This is a genomic window from Streptomyces sp. NPDC002742 (genome assembly GCF_042888885.1).
GTDB lineage: Bacteria > Actinomycetota > Actinomycetes > Streptomycetales > Streptomycetaceae > Streptomyces.
This window is the reverse complement of sequence record NZ_JBIAQF010000019.1, coordinates 159,111-173,952: the sequence shown is the minus strand read 5'-3', so window position 1 is coordinate 173,952 and position 14,842 is coordinate 159,111. Positions and strand designations below refer to the sequence as shown.

Below are 14,842 nucleotides of genomic sequence, written 5' to 3'. Positions count from 1 at the left end.
AAGAGTTGGGCAAAACGCTGCATCACTACGAGATTCACCATCACACCAAGGATCACCTTGACGAACGGCACCAGCCCCTAACTTCCCGGGCTTGGTCTAAAGCCGTGGAGCTGACCGCCCCAGCCCCGTGCGGCCTGGGTTTTTTGCAGGGTCAGGAGGGCATCGGGTCCCAGGATGCGGGTCCAGGACTCTCGGGCGAGCCTGGATCTATGCCCAGTTCTTTGCGGGTGATCGTGGCTCCGCCCTCTCCTACAGGGGCCGTCGGGTATGCGTGGACGGGGGAGATCCTCGGTCTTGCTTACGGCCTGGAAGACCTTTCCGAGTTCCTGCGTCGCGCGGGCCTTGAGGTCGAGCCGCATGAGGTCGCTACCTCGCCCCCGATCGACTGGCGAGGTGCCGGCCCGGAGTTCTGGGGCCCCGAGGCCGGCTCGTAACTCTTCACGTCGACCGCGGCCGATCGGTGTGTACGCACTGACGCAAAGTCGCGTACCTCACTGGTGCTCACTGGTGCCCCGATGCGTTTGCTCTCACCATGGATGAGCGGAGCATGCGGGAGGCCAACGGATGACGCGTAAGACGATCGGATCGCCCTTACGAACTCGTGGGCGCGGCAAGGTGCGTGTGGAAGAGGACGCGAACGGCCATCAATGGGTGACGTGTTCAGGCTGTCGTCTCAACGCTTACGCCCCCGGCGTCTCGCCCGCCAAGTTTCAGGCGCGGAAGCACGCAGACGCATGCACTCGTTGAGCGCTGGGTGACAGGTCCTCGACCATCCGCGGGCCTCTCTGTCTCCAGGGTGCGTACTGACTGCCGGGCGGCGGGGGCTCGGTCGGGACCGGCGGCTACGCCGCAGCCCGACCGATGCGCCTGGCCGACCGGCGCGCCGCAGGCGCGCCCTTGAGTAAGTAGAGACGGCTTAGACCGATCAGGACTTGGGCGACGCGCTCTGATTCACGCTGATGTGGAAGGCGAGTTGAGCGCGGTCGGCGCTGACACGCAACTCTTCGAGAATCAGGGGGCGAGCGTCGGCGGTGGCCGTCACGCGGTAGGTGATCAGGATGGGCGTGCCGTCGGTCAGGTTGAGGTCGGCGCGCTCGTTGGGGAGGGCGCTGCGGGCGGTGACGGTCTCGGTCCACGTGAGAGCGTGTCCGGCTGCGGCTAGCGCTGCGTAGACGTCGGAAGGCTCGGCGTCCGGACGTTTTGCCAGTTCCGGCACTTGCTCGGCCACATCGAACGGGATGTAGGTGCGATGAGCCGCGCGGGCGCCCGTTGCGGGGTCGGCCACAATGCGATCCGTGATGAACGCGTCTTCGTCGTCGCGTTCCAGCAGAGTTGCGGCGATGCCGGTCGTCCGTCCGCGGGTGACGGCGGGCAAGTCCACCTCGTCGGCGGGCCACCCGAGGGCGAAAGCCTTGCCGCTGCGGGTGATCGTGCGCTCGATGACTGCTGCCGGGAGTCCGTGCGTGCGAACGAAGGAGCCTTTGCCGTGCTGGCTCTCGACCAGGCCCATGGAGCGCAGCTCCGCGATGGCTGAGCGCACGGTGGGTCGGGAGACTCCGTATCGCTCCATGAGCTGAGTTTCGCTCGGGAGCATGCTGCCCGGTTGGTATTCGCCCCCGGCGATTGCTTCAGCAAGTCGATCAGCCAGCTGCTTGTACATGGCGCTTGGTCGAACGATGTCCCCGGGCATGCTCTGTTCTCCCTACGGCGTTCCGCCGGCCTGCGGTCTGCGCTGCACTTTAGGGCAGGTTCGCCCCACACTCGTCAGCTTAAGTGCTTGCCAACGTCAGCCGTGGTGAGTCATGCTCACTACTCATCAGGATGAGTACGCGATTGCAAATATCGCGGCTCGCGGGGATCGAACTGAGAGGCATGAGTGCCCATGCAGAACATCCCGGTTGACGTGGGGCGACTCGGCGCGCTGATGTGCGTGGTCCCGCCCGAACCGAGGGTCAACCAAGAGACGGGTGAGGTCCGGAAGGATCGCGACGGCAACACGATCTACGTCGTCGGGATCTCGGTCCGGCAGCGGGACAACCGGCGTGCGGACGTGATCGAAGTCGCCGTGCCCAACGAACCGAGGGGGATCGAGGAGGGGACTCGCGTACACGTGGCGGACCTGGTCGCGGTCGCCTGGGAGATCGAGGGACGCAAGGGGACGTCGTTCCGGGCCTCGTCGGTCACGCCGAACGGAGCTTCGGGCCTGGGCGGGACGGCTCCGGCACGGAGCAAGTCTCCAGGAGGTGAGGGCTGATGGCCTTACCCCCGGACTGGGACTGGGAGGCGTTGCACGACCGCTTGTTGAGCCTGGCGACGGTCGCTCACCTCATCGACTCCATGCGCCCCAGCGGTAGTACGCGTCTGATCTCGCTGGAACGGCTCGCCAAGGACACGACGGAAGCCTCCGAGATGGCGCGCTTCGTCCTCGCTCGCGAGAGAGGCGGTGAGGACTGGTGGCGCTCCGAGACGACGACGCGGTCAAAGGGCTGATGAGAGATCTCCGTGTGCTTGCGGGCTGTGACTCGCTGCTGTCGGCACTGCGCGACGGTCCGATGATCAAGGACGTTCTCGCGCTGGTGATCACCCATGCGGACTCGGCGGCGGACAACGGCCGTCAGGTGCTCATGGTGCTCGACCAGCGGGATCGCATGAACCGGGATGGTGGGCGCTGACGTCCGGCACGCTGATCGTTTGGACGGTTACGGCTCTGCTGTGCGCGGGACTTCTGACGCAGTCGTACTGGGAGCCCCGAGTTCGCCGGCACCTGGGCGGAGTGCCGTGGGGCTGGTACTTCGTCGGGTTCCCGATCACGGCATGCCGTATGTGGTTCACCTGGCGGCGGCTCTGCCAGAACACCGATCTCGCCGTAGCCCGGCGCCCGCGCTACACCGTGGTCGGGCGTGACGTGATGGTCAGAGGAACGGCGCTACGGCCGATTCCGCCTCGTCTGGGTGTGCCGAAGATCAATCGACTCGGCGCCGGCCTGTCGGTAAGGGTTCGGCTGCATCCCGGCCAGACCCCGGCGCAGTTCATCGCCGCGACGGAAGCGATCGTGCACGCCTGGCGTGTTCACTCGGTGCGGGTGATCTCACCGGAGCGGGGCGAAGTGCTGATCGTTGCGACGGCACGTGATCCTCTTGCCGGAGATCCGGTGAGGCGGCTGTATCCCGCGCCACGGTTCATGGCTGCGGTCGTCGGCCGTACCGGAGACAGCTCGGCTTGGACCATCGACCTGCGCAAGGTCCCTCACTGGCTGGTCGTTGGCGCAACGCAGTCGGGGAAATCCACGCTCCTCGCTGCCTTCGTGACGCACCTGGGCGCGCAGCCGGTCGCCCTTGTGGGGATCGACTGCAAGGGCGGGATGGAGTTCTCTCTCTTCGTCGAGCGGCTCTCGGCTCTGGCGACCAATCGACGCGAGGCCATCGGGTTGCTGAACGCGCTGACCGCGGAAGCTGAGTCTCGTATGGCGATGTGCCGCGCAGCTGGGGCCCGATCCATCTGGGATCTCTCCGACGATCAACGGCCCGTGCCCATCGTGGTCCTGGTCGACGAGATCGCGGAGCTGTACCTGTCGGGTGCGACGTTGGCCGGCCGGAAGGAAGCCGTGGAGTGCTCGACAGCGCTCCTGCGCCTTGCCCAGCTCGGCGCGGCTCTCGGGATTCACCTCGTGGTGGCGGCTCAGCGATTCGGCTCCGAACTCGGCCCCGGTGTCACTGCACTGCGGGCGCAACTCGGCGGCCGGATATGTCACCGGGTCAACGATGAGGCCTCGGCCGAGATGGCGTTGGGCGATCTGTCTCCGGACGCGATTGCCGTAGCTCAAGCGATCACGGAAGACGAAAAGGGCGTGGCAGTAACGACGATCGGTGGTCACTGGGTCCGGGCTCGCTCGCTCCTGCTGTCGCCCGACGAGGTGCGCCACTACGCCGCTCTCAATGCAGATCGTCGCCCGGACCTGCCCGACTTGGCCGCAGCCGTGAAAGCCGGGGGCGGGCCTCATGACTGATGGTCAAGCACTGTCCTACGTGGTCTTCTTCGGCGTGATCACGGTGCTGCTCGTCCGCTCGCGCGAGGTGCCGTGGTGGGTTGCCGTGCTGATCGGTCTCTTCGGGTTCTACCTCGGTCAGACTCCGGCCTTCTTCATGGTCTCAGAGTTCGTGGCCTGGGTGTTCGCCCGCTTCTCGGTCTGACTGGCCTCGGCCCCGGTAGGTGGCACCCATGCCCCATCGATACATCCGCTGTCCGTATTGCCGCCGCGTCCGACTCCGTACCCGCGGGGGACACCTGCGGCGGTGCCGCTGCTGTCGTGACCAACGACGGCACAAGGGCTGATCAACTCCCGTACGCCGTGGCCTGAGGGGAGGTCTTGCCCATGCCCCGGTTCCTTTCGCTCCTCGCTCTCATCGTCCTTCTCGGTGTCCTGGTCGGTACGTGTTCCGGGCACTCCTGACCTTCCCAGATCCAACTCCTTGAGGAGCAACGTGCATTGCCGCCCGCGCAGTCGTGTCCGCGTAGCCCGTCCGGCTACCCGCGCTGAAAGGTCACCGCCCCTGCATGCATCTCACGACCGCTGACGCGCGGCGCTCTGCTCTTCACCGGGCGGAGCGTCTGCGTGGACTCTCCGAAACAGAACGGGACTTGATACGTCTCGCCAACGAACCTGGCTTTCCGCGCTGGCTCGAACAGATCAAGGCCACCGGAGGGTGCGCCCACCCGATCTACCTAGCTGGCCGTACGACCGTGATCCATCCGGACACGGGGCAGGTGCTGCGCCACTACGACACCGACGACGAACCCGGCGGGCGGTTGCCGGTGCGGTGCCGCAACCGGCGTGACTCCCGTTGTCAGCCGTGTTCCCGGCTCCACTCCGGGGACACCTTCCACCTGGTGCGCTCGGGACTACTCGGGGGCAAGGGGATTCCCTCGACAGTCGCGAGTCACCCGCGGCTCTTCGTCACTCTCACCGCGCCTTCCTTCGGGGCGGTGCACCGCGCGACCAGTGACGGGGAACCCTGCCGACCCCGCGCAGTCGGCACACGGTGCGGGCACGGACGACCGCTCTCCTGCGGCGCTGCGCACGCTTCTGACGACGGCGCAGTCGGTCAGCCACTCTGCCCGGAGTGCTACGACTACACAGGCCACGTGCTCTGGCACGCCCATGCGGGCGAACTATGGAATCGGACCACGAGGGCCATTCGCCGTCAGCTCGCCACTGCGGCCGGCATCACGCAATCCCGGATCGGCGAACATCTGAGACTGAGCTTCGCCAAGGTCGCGGAGTACCAACGCAGGGGAGCCGTCCACTTCCACGCGGTCGTTCGCGTCGACGGCCCTGGCGGGCCTGAGGCGGCTCCACCCGACTGGGCATCGGTACACGTCCTTGAAGCCGCCGTGCGAGCCGCCGTGCCCGCTGTGGAAGCCTCCATGCCGTACGTGTTCGCTCTCGGGGAGCGCGTCTTTCGGTGGGGGACTCAACTCGACGTGCACCCGATACGCCGGGCGCTGGATGACGGGCCCGTCACTGATCAGGCCGTAGCCGCGTACGTGGCGAAGTACGTATCCAAGAGCGTCGGCGATGTGGGCGGCACGGACCGTCCGATCACCTCGTACGAGGAACTGGATCTTCTCCCCGTGTCGGCCCACACACGGGCCCTTATGGGTACGTGCTGGCGTCTCGGACGGCTCGGCGAACTCGATCGGCTGTCGCTTCGGGCCTGGGCCCACACGTTGGGCTACCGGGGGCACGTCCTCACCAAGTCTCGCCGGTACTCGACCACTTACGCCGCTCTGCGGACCGAGCGTGCTGATCACAAGAGGAGCGGAGAGAAGGTTCCTGAACCTGCGGTGAGCGACGTTTCCTGGCGATACGTGGGCTCCGGTCACACGCCCGGTGAAGCGGAGGTGGCGGCGGGGATAGCGGAGGACCTTGCCCAACTGAGGGACATCGCTCGCGAGGAGATCAGGGCGCGGGGGAGGGGGCGTGCCACAGAGACGGGACCTTGACGCTGAGCGAGCATTTCACCTGGAGAGGGTCTGTTCTCGCTTCCCGAGGAAGATCGCCCCTGAGAAGGCGCGGCGCCTGGCTGTCCTGCTCAATCCGCCCCGAGGGCCAGAGCGATCGTGAGGGGCTCAAGGGGAGTGTGCGTTGCACGGTCGTGTACCCGGCACGGGTGACGGTCGGTCTCTGCGGTAACGTCATGCAGTTTCTCGTATTTCACGAGCGATCATCGTTTCCCAACATTGCATCTCCGTCCTCCGCCTGGGCCTGCCAGTAGGCGAGGTTGCCCTTAGTGGAGAGGGTGTTGGGGTGGTCGGGTCCCAGCACTCGCGTTCGGTCGTCGAGTAGTTCGGCGTATGTGGTTGCGGCGCCGGCTGCATCCCCCGCCTCCCCCCGCAAGTGGGCGAGATTGCCCTTAGTCTTGAGGGTGTCGGGGTGGTCGGGTCCCAGCACTCGCGTTCGGTCGTCGAGTAGTTCGGCGTATGTGGTTGCGGCGCCGGCTGCATCCCCCGCCAGACCTCGCGAGTAGGCGAGGTTGTGTCGGGTGGCGAGGGTGTTGGGGTGGTCGGGTCCCAGTACCCGCACCTGGTCGTCGAGTAGTTCGGCGTATGTGGTTGCGGCGCCGGCTGCATCCCCCGCCTCCCCCCGTGAGTAGGCGAGGTTGTGCCGGGTGGAGAGGGTGTCGGGGTGGTCGGGTCCCAGCACTCGCGTTCGGTCGTCGAGTAGTTCGGCGTATGCGGTTGCGGCGCCCGTCATATCTCCCGCCAGACCTCGTGAGTAGGCGAGGTTGTGTCGGGTGGTGAGGGTGTTGGGGTGGTCGGGTCCCAGTACGCGCGTTCGGTCGTCGAGTAGTTCGGCGTATGCGGTTGCGGCGCCCGTCATATCTCCCGCTTCCCCCCGCCAACGGGCAAGGGTGGACCGTGTGGTGAGGGTGTTGGGGTGGTCGGGTCCGAGCACTCGCGTTCGGTCGTCGAGTAGTTCGGCGTATGTGGTTGCGGCGCCGGCTGCATCCCCCGCCTCCCCCCGCAAGTAGGCGAGGTTGTGTCGGGTGGTGAGGGTGTGGGGGTGGTCGGGTCCCAGTACCCGCACATGTTCGTCGAGTAGTTCGGCGTATGCGGTTGCGGCGCCGGCTGCATCCCCCGCCAGACCTCGTGAGTAGGCGAGGTTGTGTCGGGTGGTGAGGGTGTGGGGATGGTCGGGTCCCAGTACCCGCACCTGGTCGTCGAGCAGTTCGGCGAATGCGGTTGCGGCGCCGACCACGTCCCCTGCGTGAACCCGCCAATGGGCAAGGTTGAGGCGGGCGCTGAGGGCGTCAGGGTGGTCGGGACCGAGGCGGGAGGTGGTGGTGTTGTTGAGGTGATGGAAGTGGTCGCGGGCGGCCGTGACCTGTCCGGCTTCGCCGAGACTGCGGCCTGCCCGGTACAGCACCGGGTGCGTGTCGGGACGGTGCAGCGCGTCTTCGGCGCAGGCGGTTAGGGCTGTGGCGTTGGCGCGCAGGGTCTGGGCGAGGGTGGTGTCGTATTCGATGTTGGGCCAGGCCGCGGTCAGGGTGTCGGCGGCGCTGCGGGCGCTCCGGTCGCGCTGGTCGGGGGTGAGGCTGTCGCGGACGGCGCGCTGGATGAGCTGGTGGATCCGGACCGTCTGGTAGGGGGTGGTGGGGGTCTGGTCGATCAGGCTGAGCCGGTACAGCACTCGCAGCGCGCGCCGGGCCTGTTCGGGGGTGGCCTGGTCCCGCTTGGCGTCGGCAGTTGTGGCGTGGCTGGTGAGATAAGTGAGGGCAGGTGGGCTGACCAGGACGGTTTCGGGGATGCCGTTGGCATCCAGGAATGCGGCGAGTTGGAGCAGCGGCCGGGCCAGGCCTGCAGGGTTCAGGGTGTCGGCGCGGTCGATGGACATGGCCCAGGCGGCGGCTGTGGTGTGGGTCTGGCCATCGGGCAGAGCGTCGGGGGTCGCATCAGTGAGTTTCGTGGCGCGGTCGGCGAGCAGGGCCCGATAGGCGGCGCAGCCGATGCCTGCGTCGATGATGTAGGCGACGGCCTGGGACAGGGCCAGCGGTAGGTGTCCGAGGTCGTCGGCGAGGGCGGCCAGCTCACGGCCGGGTTCAGTCCGGTTGCGGGCGGCCAGCGCGGCGGTGAGGTAGGTCAGGGATTCGGCTTCGGTGAACAGGCCGACCTTGATCAGGCGCCGGTCGTCGCCGGTCAGTGCGGCATCTCTTCGGCGGGTGGTGACTAGGGTCCGCCCGTACGGACTCGTCGGCGGCCACAATCCGTTGAGGTCGGCCGGGTCGGCGACATCGTCCAGGATCACCAGCCACCGCATCGGGCGCTGTTGGGCCTTGGGTTCCAGGCACGCTAGAAACGCCTTCTCCGCCTGCTCCGGTTCGGCTCCCAGGATCTCGATGCCAGCTTGCGTGTACCCGGACGCGGCTGTGCTGGTGTTGCTCGCAGTGATCCACACCAGCACATCCAGCTCGCCCGCCTGCCAGACGGTGCGGGCGTAGTCGGCGGCCAGTTGGGTCTTGCCGACCCCGCCCATCCCCGCCAGCACCCCACCCACCAGCGCCGCGTCCGTCGGCCCGACGACCGCGGTCCCGCCGCCAGCCAGTGCCTGCCGTAACCGGGCCACTTCGGCCCTGTCCTGGAAGCAGCCCGCTCGTAGCGGGATCACGCCCACCTGATGCGGCCACGCCGCTGGCTGGCGCGCCGCGGCGTGCTCGTGCCGGTGGGTGTGCAGCTCACGGACCTTCCCGGCGGCGACGCTGCCGTCTGTAGCGGCGATGACCGTGCCACCGGAACCGGTGATGCCGACGGCGAGGTGCGGGTGAGCCGGTGGGCGGGTGCTGGTGCCGGGGACGGTCAGCCCTGGGCCGTACCCGGCTGCGGAGGGTTTGCGATGGACCCGATCGCTACGTCCCCCATCTTCAGCGCGGCAGCCGACCCGCTCTCGGCATGGACGTTCACGTTCCCGCCAACGGCCTGCCCGTCACCTGACGCCGACACCCCACCGCCCCCCGCGGCGGCAGCCGCGTCCTGCAGCTCCCTGACCAGTTCCGTCACGGCTTCGGCGAAGGCGGTGTCGCGTTCGGCCGCATCCTCCAGGGAGTCCGTCAACCGACGCCGGGTGCGCTCCGAAGGCTCCTCCTGCCCGGCTTCGGCCTCCTCCCGGGCTCGTTCCAGCGCAGGGTCCTGACCGAGCTTGCTGCTCACCAAGTCATGCAGCCGGTCCATGCCCGCATCTAGGCCCCGGTCGACTTCCCCGTCCGCCCGCCCGGCTACCCGGCGGGCCTTACGCACCGCCCACGCGAACACATACCCGACCGCGATCTCCACGCCTGTCACCCGCAACCCCTTAACGTGCTCGGAGGTATGACAGTGCGACCGTATCGACGCGCCTCCGCGGACATCTGCCCTATTGCGGTTCATGACAGACCTGTTACCAATAGCCCAGCTTCGTCTGTCAGCTAGGGCAGACAGCGGTCAAGGATGAGCCAGCGACGCTGCCAACGCTTGATGCGGGCTCACGTCACCGACAACGGGTTCGGTTCGATCTCCACGCGTCCGAAGTCGAAGTACCTGCCCTTGGACGATCCCTCCTCGATGATCACGGCGGCGAAGAGGAACCGGAGCACTGCGTTCATGCGTGCGTAGTCCTCGGCCTCCTTCAGCCTCGTCCAGCTCTGCCGTGCATCGGGCCCGATCAACCCGTGGAGGACTTCCGCGGCCGGCCGTACGACCAACTTCTTCTCGACCTTGGAGATCCGCGTCTCCACTGTCTTCTTCATCGCCCTGTACTCGCTGGTCTTCAGCTCCCGCTTGTTCCACATGTCGCGGAGTTCCGAGAGTTCTTCGCGGTCGGCCTCCATGGAGGCCTGATCCTCCGCGGAGAGGACGGACGCACTTTCGTCGCCCGATACGTCGAGACGTTCGAGGAGCTTGATCGCGGCGTCAGTGACGAACTGTTCGAGTGGAGCACCGCTTGCCGTGCGGTAACAACGTAGGGAGTCGTTCCGCCGCTGACGGTTGCACATGTACTTGCCCCCGCTGCCTCCCATGCGATTTCCGCAGCCCTTGCAGATCACGAGTCCCCGGAGGATGTACGGGTGCTTCGCGACGAACCTGCCCCGGCTGGCCGCAGCTCGGTAGCTCCTCCGCTCCTGGACCTCGTCCCACATGCCGCGCTCCACGATCGCGGGCCAGTCACCTTGGCCGATCTCCTCGCCGCGGAAGACGCGAATGCCTGCGACGTGCCGACTGCGTAGGACCGTGTCCACGTTGTACGTGTTCCACTCCAGTCCGAGGGCCGTTAACTCCTGCCTGCGGTTGAGGTCAACGGCGAGAACCGTGGTCGAGTCGCCGTTGAGGTAGCGGACGAAAATCTCGCGCACGATCTCGGCTTCTGCCTCGATGATGGCCGTGCCGCTCTTGTCGTATCCGTACCGGCGCTTACCGGTGTGCGGCTTGCCGTCCTGGGCGCGGTCGATCAACGCGTCCTTGAGCCGTCGGGAGGTGTCATCGCTGGACCGACAGGCGTGCGCCACCTCGATGCGGAGGAAGAAGCGGTCATCGGGGTCGGCTAGATCGCGCTGGTTCGCTTCGCCGTGAAGCGTGATGTTGTGGTCGTCCGCGATCTGTAGAAGCTCTTCGAGATCGCGCGGCTGACGCATCAGGCGGTCGGGGTGATACGTCAGGATGTGGCGGACGTGGCCGGACCGTGCGGCTTCCAACAGCTCGTCCCAACCCCTGCGTTTTCGGTTGCGCTGCCACGCCGATCGGTTGTTGTCCACGTAGATCATGTCGTGGCTGACGGTGACTCCGAGCCGTTCCGCGATGTCACGGCAGATACGCTCTTGTCGGTCGACGCCCGTTTGGTCGTCATCGTTCACGTGGGAGATCCGGCAGTAGATCGCCGCCGGTTCTCCCGTCCAGTCGGTACGTCCGCGTCGGGCCTTTTGAGTTTCGGTCATCCGGGCCAACTTGCGGAGTCGTGCCGAGTCGCTTGTGACCTGCGATATCTCGTTGACCGGGTCCATGACAAAAGGCTATGAATAAACCATGACCACGCTCAAGTCGAAGTTGCAGGAAGACCTCAACGCCGCGATCAAGGGGCGCGACGAGCTCCGCTCCTCGACGATCCGGCTGACCCTCTCCGCGATCACCAACGAGGAGGTCGCGGGCAAGACCAAGCGCGAACTCTCCGACGACGAGGTGCAGAAGGTGATCGCCCGCGAGGCGAAGAAGCGTCGTGAGGCCGCCGAGGCCTTCACGCAGGGCGGGCGCCCCGAGTCGGCCGAGCGGGAGCGGGCGGAGGGCGAGTTGCTCGCCACGTATCTGCCCAAGCAGCTGACCGACGAGGAGCTTCAGCAGATCGTCGCGCAGGCCGTCGGGGAGGCGAAGGCCGCGGGTGCCGAAGGCCCGCGTGCCATGGGCCAGGTCATGAAGATCGTGAACCCGAAGGTGGCCGGCCTGGCCGAGGGCGGCCGTGTCGCCGCCGTCGTGAAGCAGTTGCTCGCAGGCTGAGGCGAGGCTGAGGCGAGGCTGGGACAACGCTGCGGCCGCTGCCGGTCCCGGGGTCGGCCGATCCAGCGCCCGTTCCCGGGTCGAACGACTCCACTGCCGGTCCCGGGGTCGGCTCACGCTGAACGCCCTGTGGGCCAGGATCGACTCCTGGCCCACAGGGCGTTCAGGCGCTCACGCGCCCGGTTCCGGCGTACGGTCAGTTGCCTTGACCGCCGTTGCCGTTGCCGTTGCCGCTGTTCGTGTTGCCCTGGATCCATCCCTGGGGAATGGAGAAGGAGGGCGTCGGGAAGACCACTCCACCGTCGGTCTGGCCGACGATGGTGTTGCCGTTGCCGTTGCCGCCGTTCCCGTTCCCGCCGTGGCGGCCGTTGTTCCCGTCGTCCTGGCCGTCGCCCTTGCCCTTGTCCTTCACGGGGTCGGGAATGTTGACCAGGTTGAAGGACGGTGCGTCCTTGCCCGCGAGCGCGCCCGTCATCAGGTCCCGCCAGATCGGGCCGGGGACCTGACCGCCGTACACCTTGTCGTGGAAGACGCCGCCGATCCGGATGCTGGTCATCGGGACCTGCTGGGTGGCGCTGCCGACCCAGACGGCGCCGGAGAGGTTGGGCGTGTAGCCGACGAACCAGGCGTTCTTGCGCTCGTCGGTGGTACCCGTCTTACCCGCGTTGGCGCGGTCGGTGAGACCGGCCTGCTGGCCCGTACCGGAGTCGATCACGCCGCTCAGCAGGGTGCTGACCGTGTCCGCGGTCTGCTCGGACATGGCCCGTGAGCAGGTCGACTTGGGCACGTCCAGGGACTTGTCGCGCCCGCCGATCTGCTGGCTGATCGACTCGATCGCGATCGGGGTGCAGTACATGCCGCGGGAGGCGAACGCCGCGTAGGCCGTGGCCATGGTGAGCGGCGAGATGCCCTTGGCGCCCAGGGCGATGGAGGGCACCTGGGGGAGCTTGTCGCCGTTGCCCTGGACCACACCGAGCTTGTCGATCTGGTTCATCACGGGGCAGAGGCCGATGTCGGAGATCATCTGCACGAAGTAGGTGTTGACCGATTTGGCCATCGCCTCCTTCAGCTGATACGGGCCCTTCTCGGACGCGCTCTCGTTCGGGACCTTCTCGTTCGCCTGGTTCGTCCACGGCTTGCTGCCGCAGGTCTGTACGGGGCTGGGGTACGGCATCGAGTTCGGCGAGGAGTATTCCTGCGTCGCGGGACGGCCCTGCTCCAGCGCGGCCGCGGCCACGAACGGCTTGAACGTCGAACCGGTCGGGAAGCCGTAGTTCGAGCCGCCCATGTCGTAGTTGACCGAGTAGTTGTACTCGGTCTCGTTCTTTCCGTAGCCGTACGGCTTCGACTGGCCCATCCCGAGGATCTTCCCGGTGCCGGGCTCGACCAGGGTGGCCGCCGCGGCGACCTTGTCGGACTTGTAGACGTGATCCTTCAGCGACGCCCGGATCGACGCCTGGGACTGCGGGTCGAGCGTCGTACGGATCGTCAGGCCGCCCTGGTTCCAGACCTTCGCCCGCTCCTCCTTGGTCTTGCCGAAGACCGGCTCGCTCAGGAAGACGTGCTCCACGTACTTGCAGAAGAAGCCTGCGCCCTTGATGGCCGTGATACAGCCGTTCTTCGGCTGGCTGACGTGCAGCCCGAGCTTCGTCGCCTTCGCGGCGTCGGCCTGCTCCTGGGAGATGTCATGTACCTCCGCCATGCGCTGCAGGACGGTGTTGCGGCGCTTGGTGGCCTCCTCCTCGTCGTTGACCGGGTCGTACCGGCTCGGCGACTGGACGATGCCCGCGAGAAGCGCCGACTCCTGGAGGTTCAGGGCCTTGGCGGGCTTGGAGAAGTAGCGCTGGGAGGCGGCCTCGATGCCGTACGCCTGCTCCCCGAAGAACGTGATGTTCAGGTAGTTCTCGAGGATCTTCTTCTTGCCCAGCTTCTCTTCCAGCTGGATCGCGTACTTGAGCTCGCGGATCTTGCGGCCGATGGTCTGCTGGGTGGCCTGGGCGACCTTGGTCGGGTCGTCGCCGGCCTCTTCCACGAAGTAGTTCTTCACCAGCTGCTGGGTCAGGGTGGAGGCACCCTGCGCCACCCCGCCGTTCTGCGCGTTCTGGTTGACCGCGCGCAGGATGCCCTTCAGGTCGATCGCGCCGTGCTGGTAGAAGCGCGAGTCCTCGATCGCGACGATCGCCTTCTGCATGTACGGCGAGATGTTCTTGATGTCGATCACTGTGCGGTCCCGCGAGTAGACCGTGGCGATCTGACCGCCCTTGCTGTCCAGGATCGTGGTCCGCTGACTCAGCGACGGACTCTTCAGATTGTCCGGAATGTCGTCGAACCCCTGGACCGAGCCCTTGGCCGCAAGACCGAGCGCGCCCGCGGCGGGCAGCGCGATTCCGGCCATGACGGCGCCCGCGAGCACGCTGACACCGAGGAACTTGGCGGCCTGCTGCGTAGGGGACAGACCACCGCCCGAGCGCTTCTTTGGCATGAGGGCAGCCTACGTTCTCATTCGCCGGACACGCGTATATGCCTTGGCCTAAGCTGCTCTCAACTGTCACAGCAGTGCGGCCATGTATCAATACGTCCGGCGACCCCGAATCGTTCCGGAGGTTCCGCGCTCTTGTGGAGCGCGTGTCCGAATCAGCCTTGTGTGTCACATGGCGTCCGTTGTGACTCGACTGAACTATCCGGATTTGCCGGGATAGTCGCGCATGTCCTCGGCTCACTCCCCCGGGTGATCTGCCGCTTACGCATAGTCCGTTCGGGCCATTCAAGATTGGGCCCGAAGGGGGTGTTGCGCTGTGCCCACCTTCCGTAACGTCCTCAACTGGCGGCGGTGAATATGCCGCTGCCGCCGTGGGGGAGCCTCGATTCGGGAGAGGACGGCGCCGGTATGGGCTGGGTAACCGACTGGAGTGCGCAGGCGGCCTGCCGCACTACCGATCCAGATGAACTGTTCGTTCAAGGAGCAGCACAGAACAGGGCAAAGGCAGTGTGCACCGGATGTCCGGTTCGCACGGAGTGCCTCGCCGATGCGCTCGACAACCGCGTCGAATTCGGCGTGTGGGGTGGCATGACCGAGCGCGAGCGGCGCGCGTTGCTGCGCCGGCGGCCGACCGTCACCTCGTGGCGTCGCCTGCTCGAGACCGCGCGCACGGAGTACGAGCGCGGCGCGGGCCTCCTGCCCCTCGACGAGGAAGAGGTGTACGAGCGCTACGCGGCGGTGGGCTGAGGGAGTCCGCCCCCCTCGGGGCGGGACGCCACGTTCAGGCCTCTCAGGGCCGTCCGGGGTCCTTCCGGGGCGGCCGAGGTCGACAGGGGCGAGGGCGCCCCC

Annotated in this window: 13 protein-coding genes; 8 read left to right on the top strand and 5 right to left on the bottom strand. The window is 66.9% G+C overall.

The genetic code is table 11. The features are described 5' to 3' along the window. Positions 1-925: 925 nt before the first annotated feature. A complete protein-coding gene (locus ACFYW8_RS30515) occupies positions 926-1,660 on the bottom strand; it encodes a GntR family transcriptional regulator (RefSeq protein ID WP_389083888.1) in 735 nt (244 codons plus the stop codon). Between the two features lie 222 nt (positions 1,661-1,882). Between ACFYW8_RS30515 and ACFYW8_RS30510 the strand changes: the two genes are divergently transcribed. From ACFYW8_RS30510 to ACFYW8_RS30485, 6 genes are all read left to right on the top strand, one after another. Continuing rightward, on the top strand, positions 1,883-2,254 hold the full coding sequence (locus ACFYW8_RS30510) for a hypothetical protein (protein WP_389083883.1): 372 nt from the start codon (positions 1,883-1,885) through the stop codon (positions 2,252-2,254). Continuing rightward, entirely contained in the window at positions 2,254-2,490 is a 237-nt protein-coding gene (locus ACFYW8_RS30505) for a hypothetical protein (protein ID WP_389083877.1), read from the top strand. Before ACFYW8_RS30510 ends, ACFYW8_RS30505 begins: the two co-directional genes overlap by 1 nt. After that, positions 2,490-2,672 carry a hypothetical protein gene (locus tag ACFYW8_RS30500; RefSeq protein ID WP_389083874.1) on the top strand — a complete coding sequence of 61 codons (183 nt, stop codon included), beginning with the start codon at positions 2,490-2,492 and terminating at the stop codon, positions 2,670-2,672. Before ACFYW8_RS30505 ends, ACFYW8_RS30500 begins: the two co-directional genes overlap by 1 nt. 149 nt (positions 2,673-2,821) lie before the next feature. Then, entirely contained in the window at positions 2,822-4,006 is a 1,185-nt protein-coding gene (locus ACFYW8_RS30495) for an FtsK/SpoIIIE domain-containing protein (protein ID WP_389083869.1), read from the top strand. Beyond that, positions 3,999-4,190 (top strand): hypothetical protein, encoded by a 192-nt coding sequence (locus tag ACFYW8_RS30490; RefSeq protein WP_389083864.1) that lies wholly within the window; start codon positions 3,999-4,001, stop codon positions 4,188-4,190. The genes ACFYW8_RS30495 and ACFYW8_RS30490 overlap by 8 nt, the downstream gene beginning before the upstream one ends. Before the next feature lie 364 nt (positions 4,191-4,554). Continuing rightward, positions 4,555-6,003, top strand: coding sequence for a replication initiator (locus ACFYW8_RS30485; protein WP_389083859.1), 1,449 nt, complete (start codon positions 4,555-4,557; stop codon positions 6,001-6,003). Between the two features lie 211 nt (positions 6,004-6,214). Here ACFYW8_RS30485 and fxsT read toward each other — a convergent pair whose 3' ends face one another. The 3 genes from fxsT to ACFYW8_RS30470 form a co-directional block, all read right to left on the bottom strand. Next, positions 6,215-8,665: an FxSxx-COOH system tetratricopeptide repeat protein gene (gene fxsT, locus ACFYW8_RS30480; RefSeq protein ID WP_389083853.1), complete on the bottom strand. Its 2,451-nt coding sequence runs from the start codon at positions 8,663-8,665 to the stop codon at positions 6,215-6,217. 188 nt (positions 8,666-8,853) lie between these two features. After that, positions 8,854-9,327, bottom strand: a complete 474-nt coding sequence (locus tag ACFYW8_RS30475; RefSeq protein WP_389083848.1) for a hypothetical protein — start codon at positions 9,325-9,327, stop codon at positions 8,854-8,856. A gap of 188 nt (positions 9,328-9,515) precedes the next feature. Beyond that, the gene (locus tag ACFYW8_RS30470) at positions 9,516-10,961 is read right to left on the bottom strand and encodes a recombinase family protein (RefSeq protein WP_389083843.1); all 1,446 of its coding nucleotides are present in this window, start codon (positions 10,959-10,961) and stop codon (positions 9,516-9,518) included. A gap of 88 nt (positions 10,962-11,049) precedes the next feature. Between ACFYW8_RS30470 and ACFYW8_RS30465 the strand changes: the two genes are divergently transcribed. Further along, positions 11,050-11,514 (top strand): GatB/YqeY domain-containing protein, encoded by a 465-nt coding sequence (locus ACFYW8_RS30465; RefSeq protein ID WP_365878282.1) that lies wholly within the window; start codon positions 11,050-11,052, stop codon positions 11,512-11,514. A gap of 196 nt (positions 11,515-11,710) precedes the next feature. Here ACFYW8_RS30465 and ACFYW8_RS30460 read toward each other — a convergent pair whose 3' ends face one another. Beyond that, the gene (locus ACFYW8_RS30460) at positions 11,711-13,996 is read right to left on the bottom strand and encodes a transglycosylase domain-containing protein (protein ID WP_389083836.1); all 2,286 of its coding nucleotides are present in this window, start codon (positions 13,994-13,996) and stop codon (positions 11,711-11,713) included. A 405-nt stretch (positions 13,997-14,401) separates the two neighbouring features. Here ACFYW8_RS30460 and wblA point away from each other — a divergent pair, with 405 nt between their 5' ends. Next, positions 14,402-14,740, top strand: a complete 339-nt coding sequence (gene wblA, locus ACFYW8_RS30455; RefSeq protein ID WP_028799159.1) for a transcriptional regulator WblA — start codon at positions 14,402-14,404, stop codon at positions 14,738-14,740. Positions 14,741-14,842: the final 102 nt, after the last annotated feature.

What these genes read in the sequence shown, in the direction of transcription:
- ACFYW8_RS30510 (WP_389083883.1), top strand. Translation starts at nt 1,883, where the DNA reads ATGCAGAACATCCCGGTTGACGTGGGGCGACTCGGCGCGCTGATGTGC.
- ACFYW8_RS30490 (WP_389083864.1), top strand. Translation starts at nt 3,999, where the DNA reads ATGACTGATGGTCAAGCACTGTCCTACGTGGTCTTCTTCGGCGTGATC.
- ACFYW8_RS30460 (WP_389083836.1), bottom strand. Translation starts at nt 13,996, where the DNA reads ATGCCAAAGAAGCGCTCGGGCGGTGGTCTGTCCCCTACGCAGCAGGCC.
- ACFYW8_RS30505 (WP_389083877.1), top strand. Translation starts at nt 2,254, where the DNA reads ATGGCCTTACCCCCGGACTGGGACTGGGAGGCGTTGCACGACCGCTTG.
- wblA (WP_028799159.1), top strand. Translation starts at nt 14,402, where the DNA reads ATGGGCTGGGTAACCGACTGGAGTGCGCAGGCGGCCTGCCGCACTACC.
- ACFYW8_RS30515 (WP_389083888.1), bottom strand. Translation starts at nt 1,660, where the DNA reads ATGTACAAGCAGCTGGCTGATCGACTTGCTGAAGCAATCGCCGGGGGC.
- ACFYW8_RS30470 (WP_389083843.1), bottom strand. Translation starts at nt 10,961, where the DNA reads ATGACCGAAACTCAAAAGGCCCGACGCGGACGTACCGACTGGACGGGA.
- ACFYW8_RS30500 (WP_389083874.1), top strand. Translation starts at nt 2,490, where the DNA reads ATGAGAGATCTCCGTGTGCTTGCGGGCTGTGACTCGCTGCTGTCGGCA.
- ACFYW8_RS30485 (WP_389083859.1), top strand. Translation starts at nt 4,555, where the DNA reads ATGCATCTCACGACCGCTGACGCGCGGCGCTCTGCTCTTCACCGGGCG.
- ACFYW8_RS30495 (WP_389083869.1), top strand. Translation starts at nt 2,822, where the DNA reads ATGTGGTTCACCTGGCGGCGGCTCTGCCAGAACACCGATCTCGCCGTA.
- ACFYW8_RS30465 (WP_365878282.1), top strand. Translation starts at nt 11,050, where the DNA reads ATGACCACGCTCAAGTCGAAGTTGCAGGAAGACCTCAACGCCGCGATC.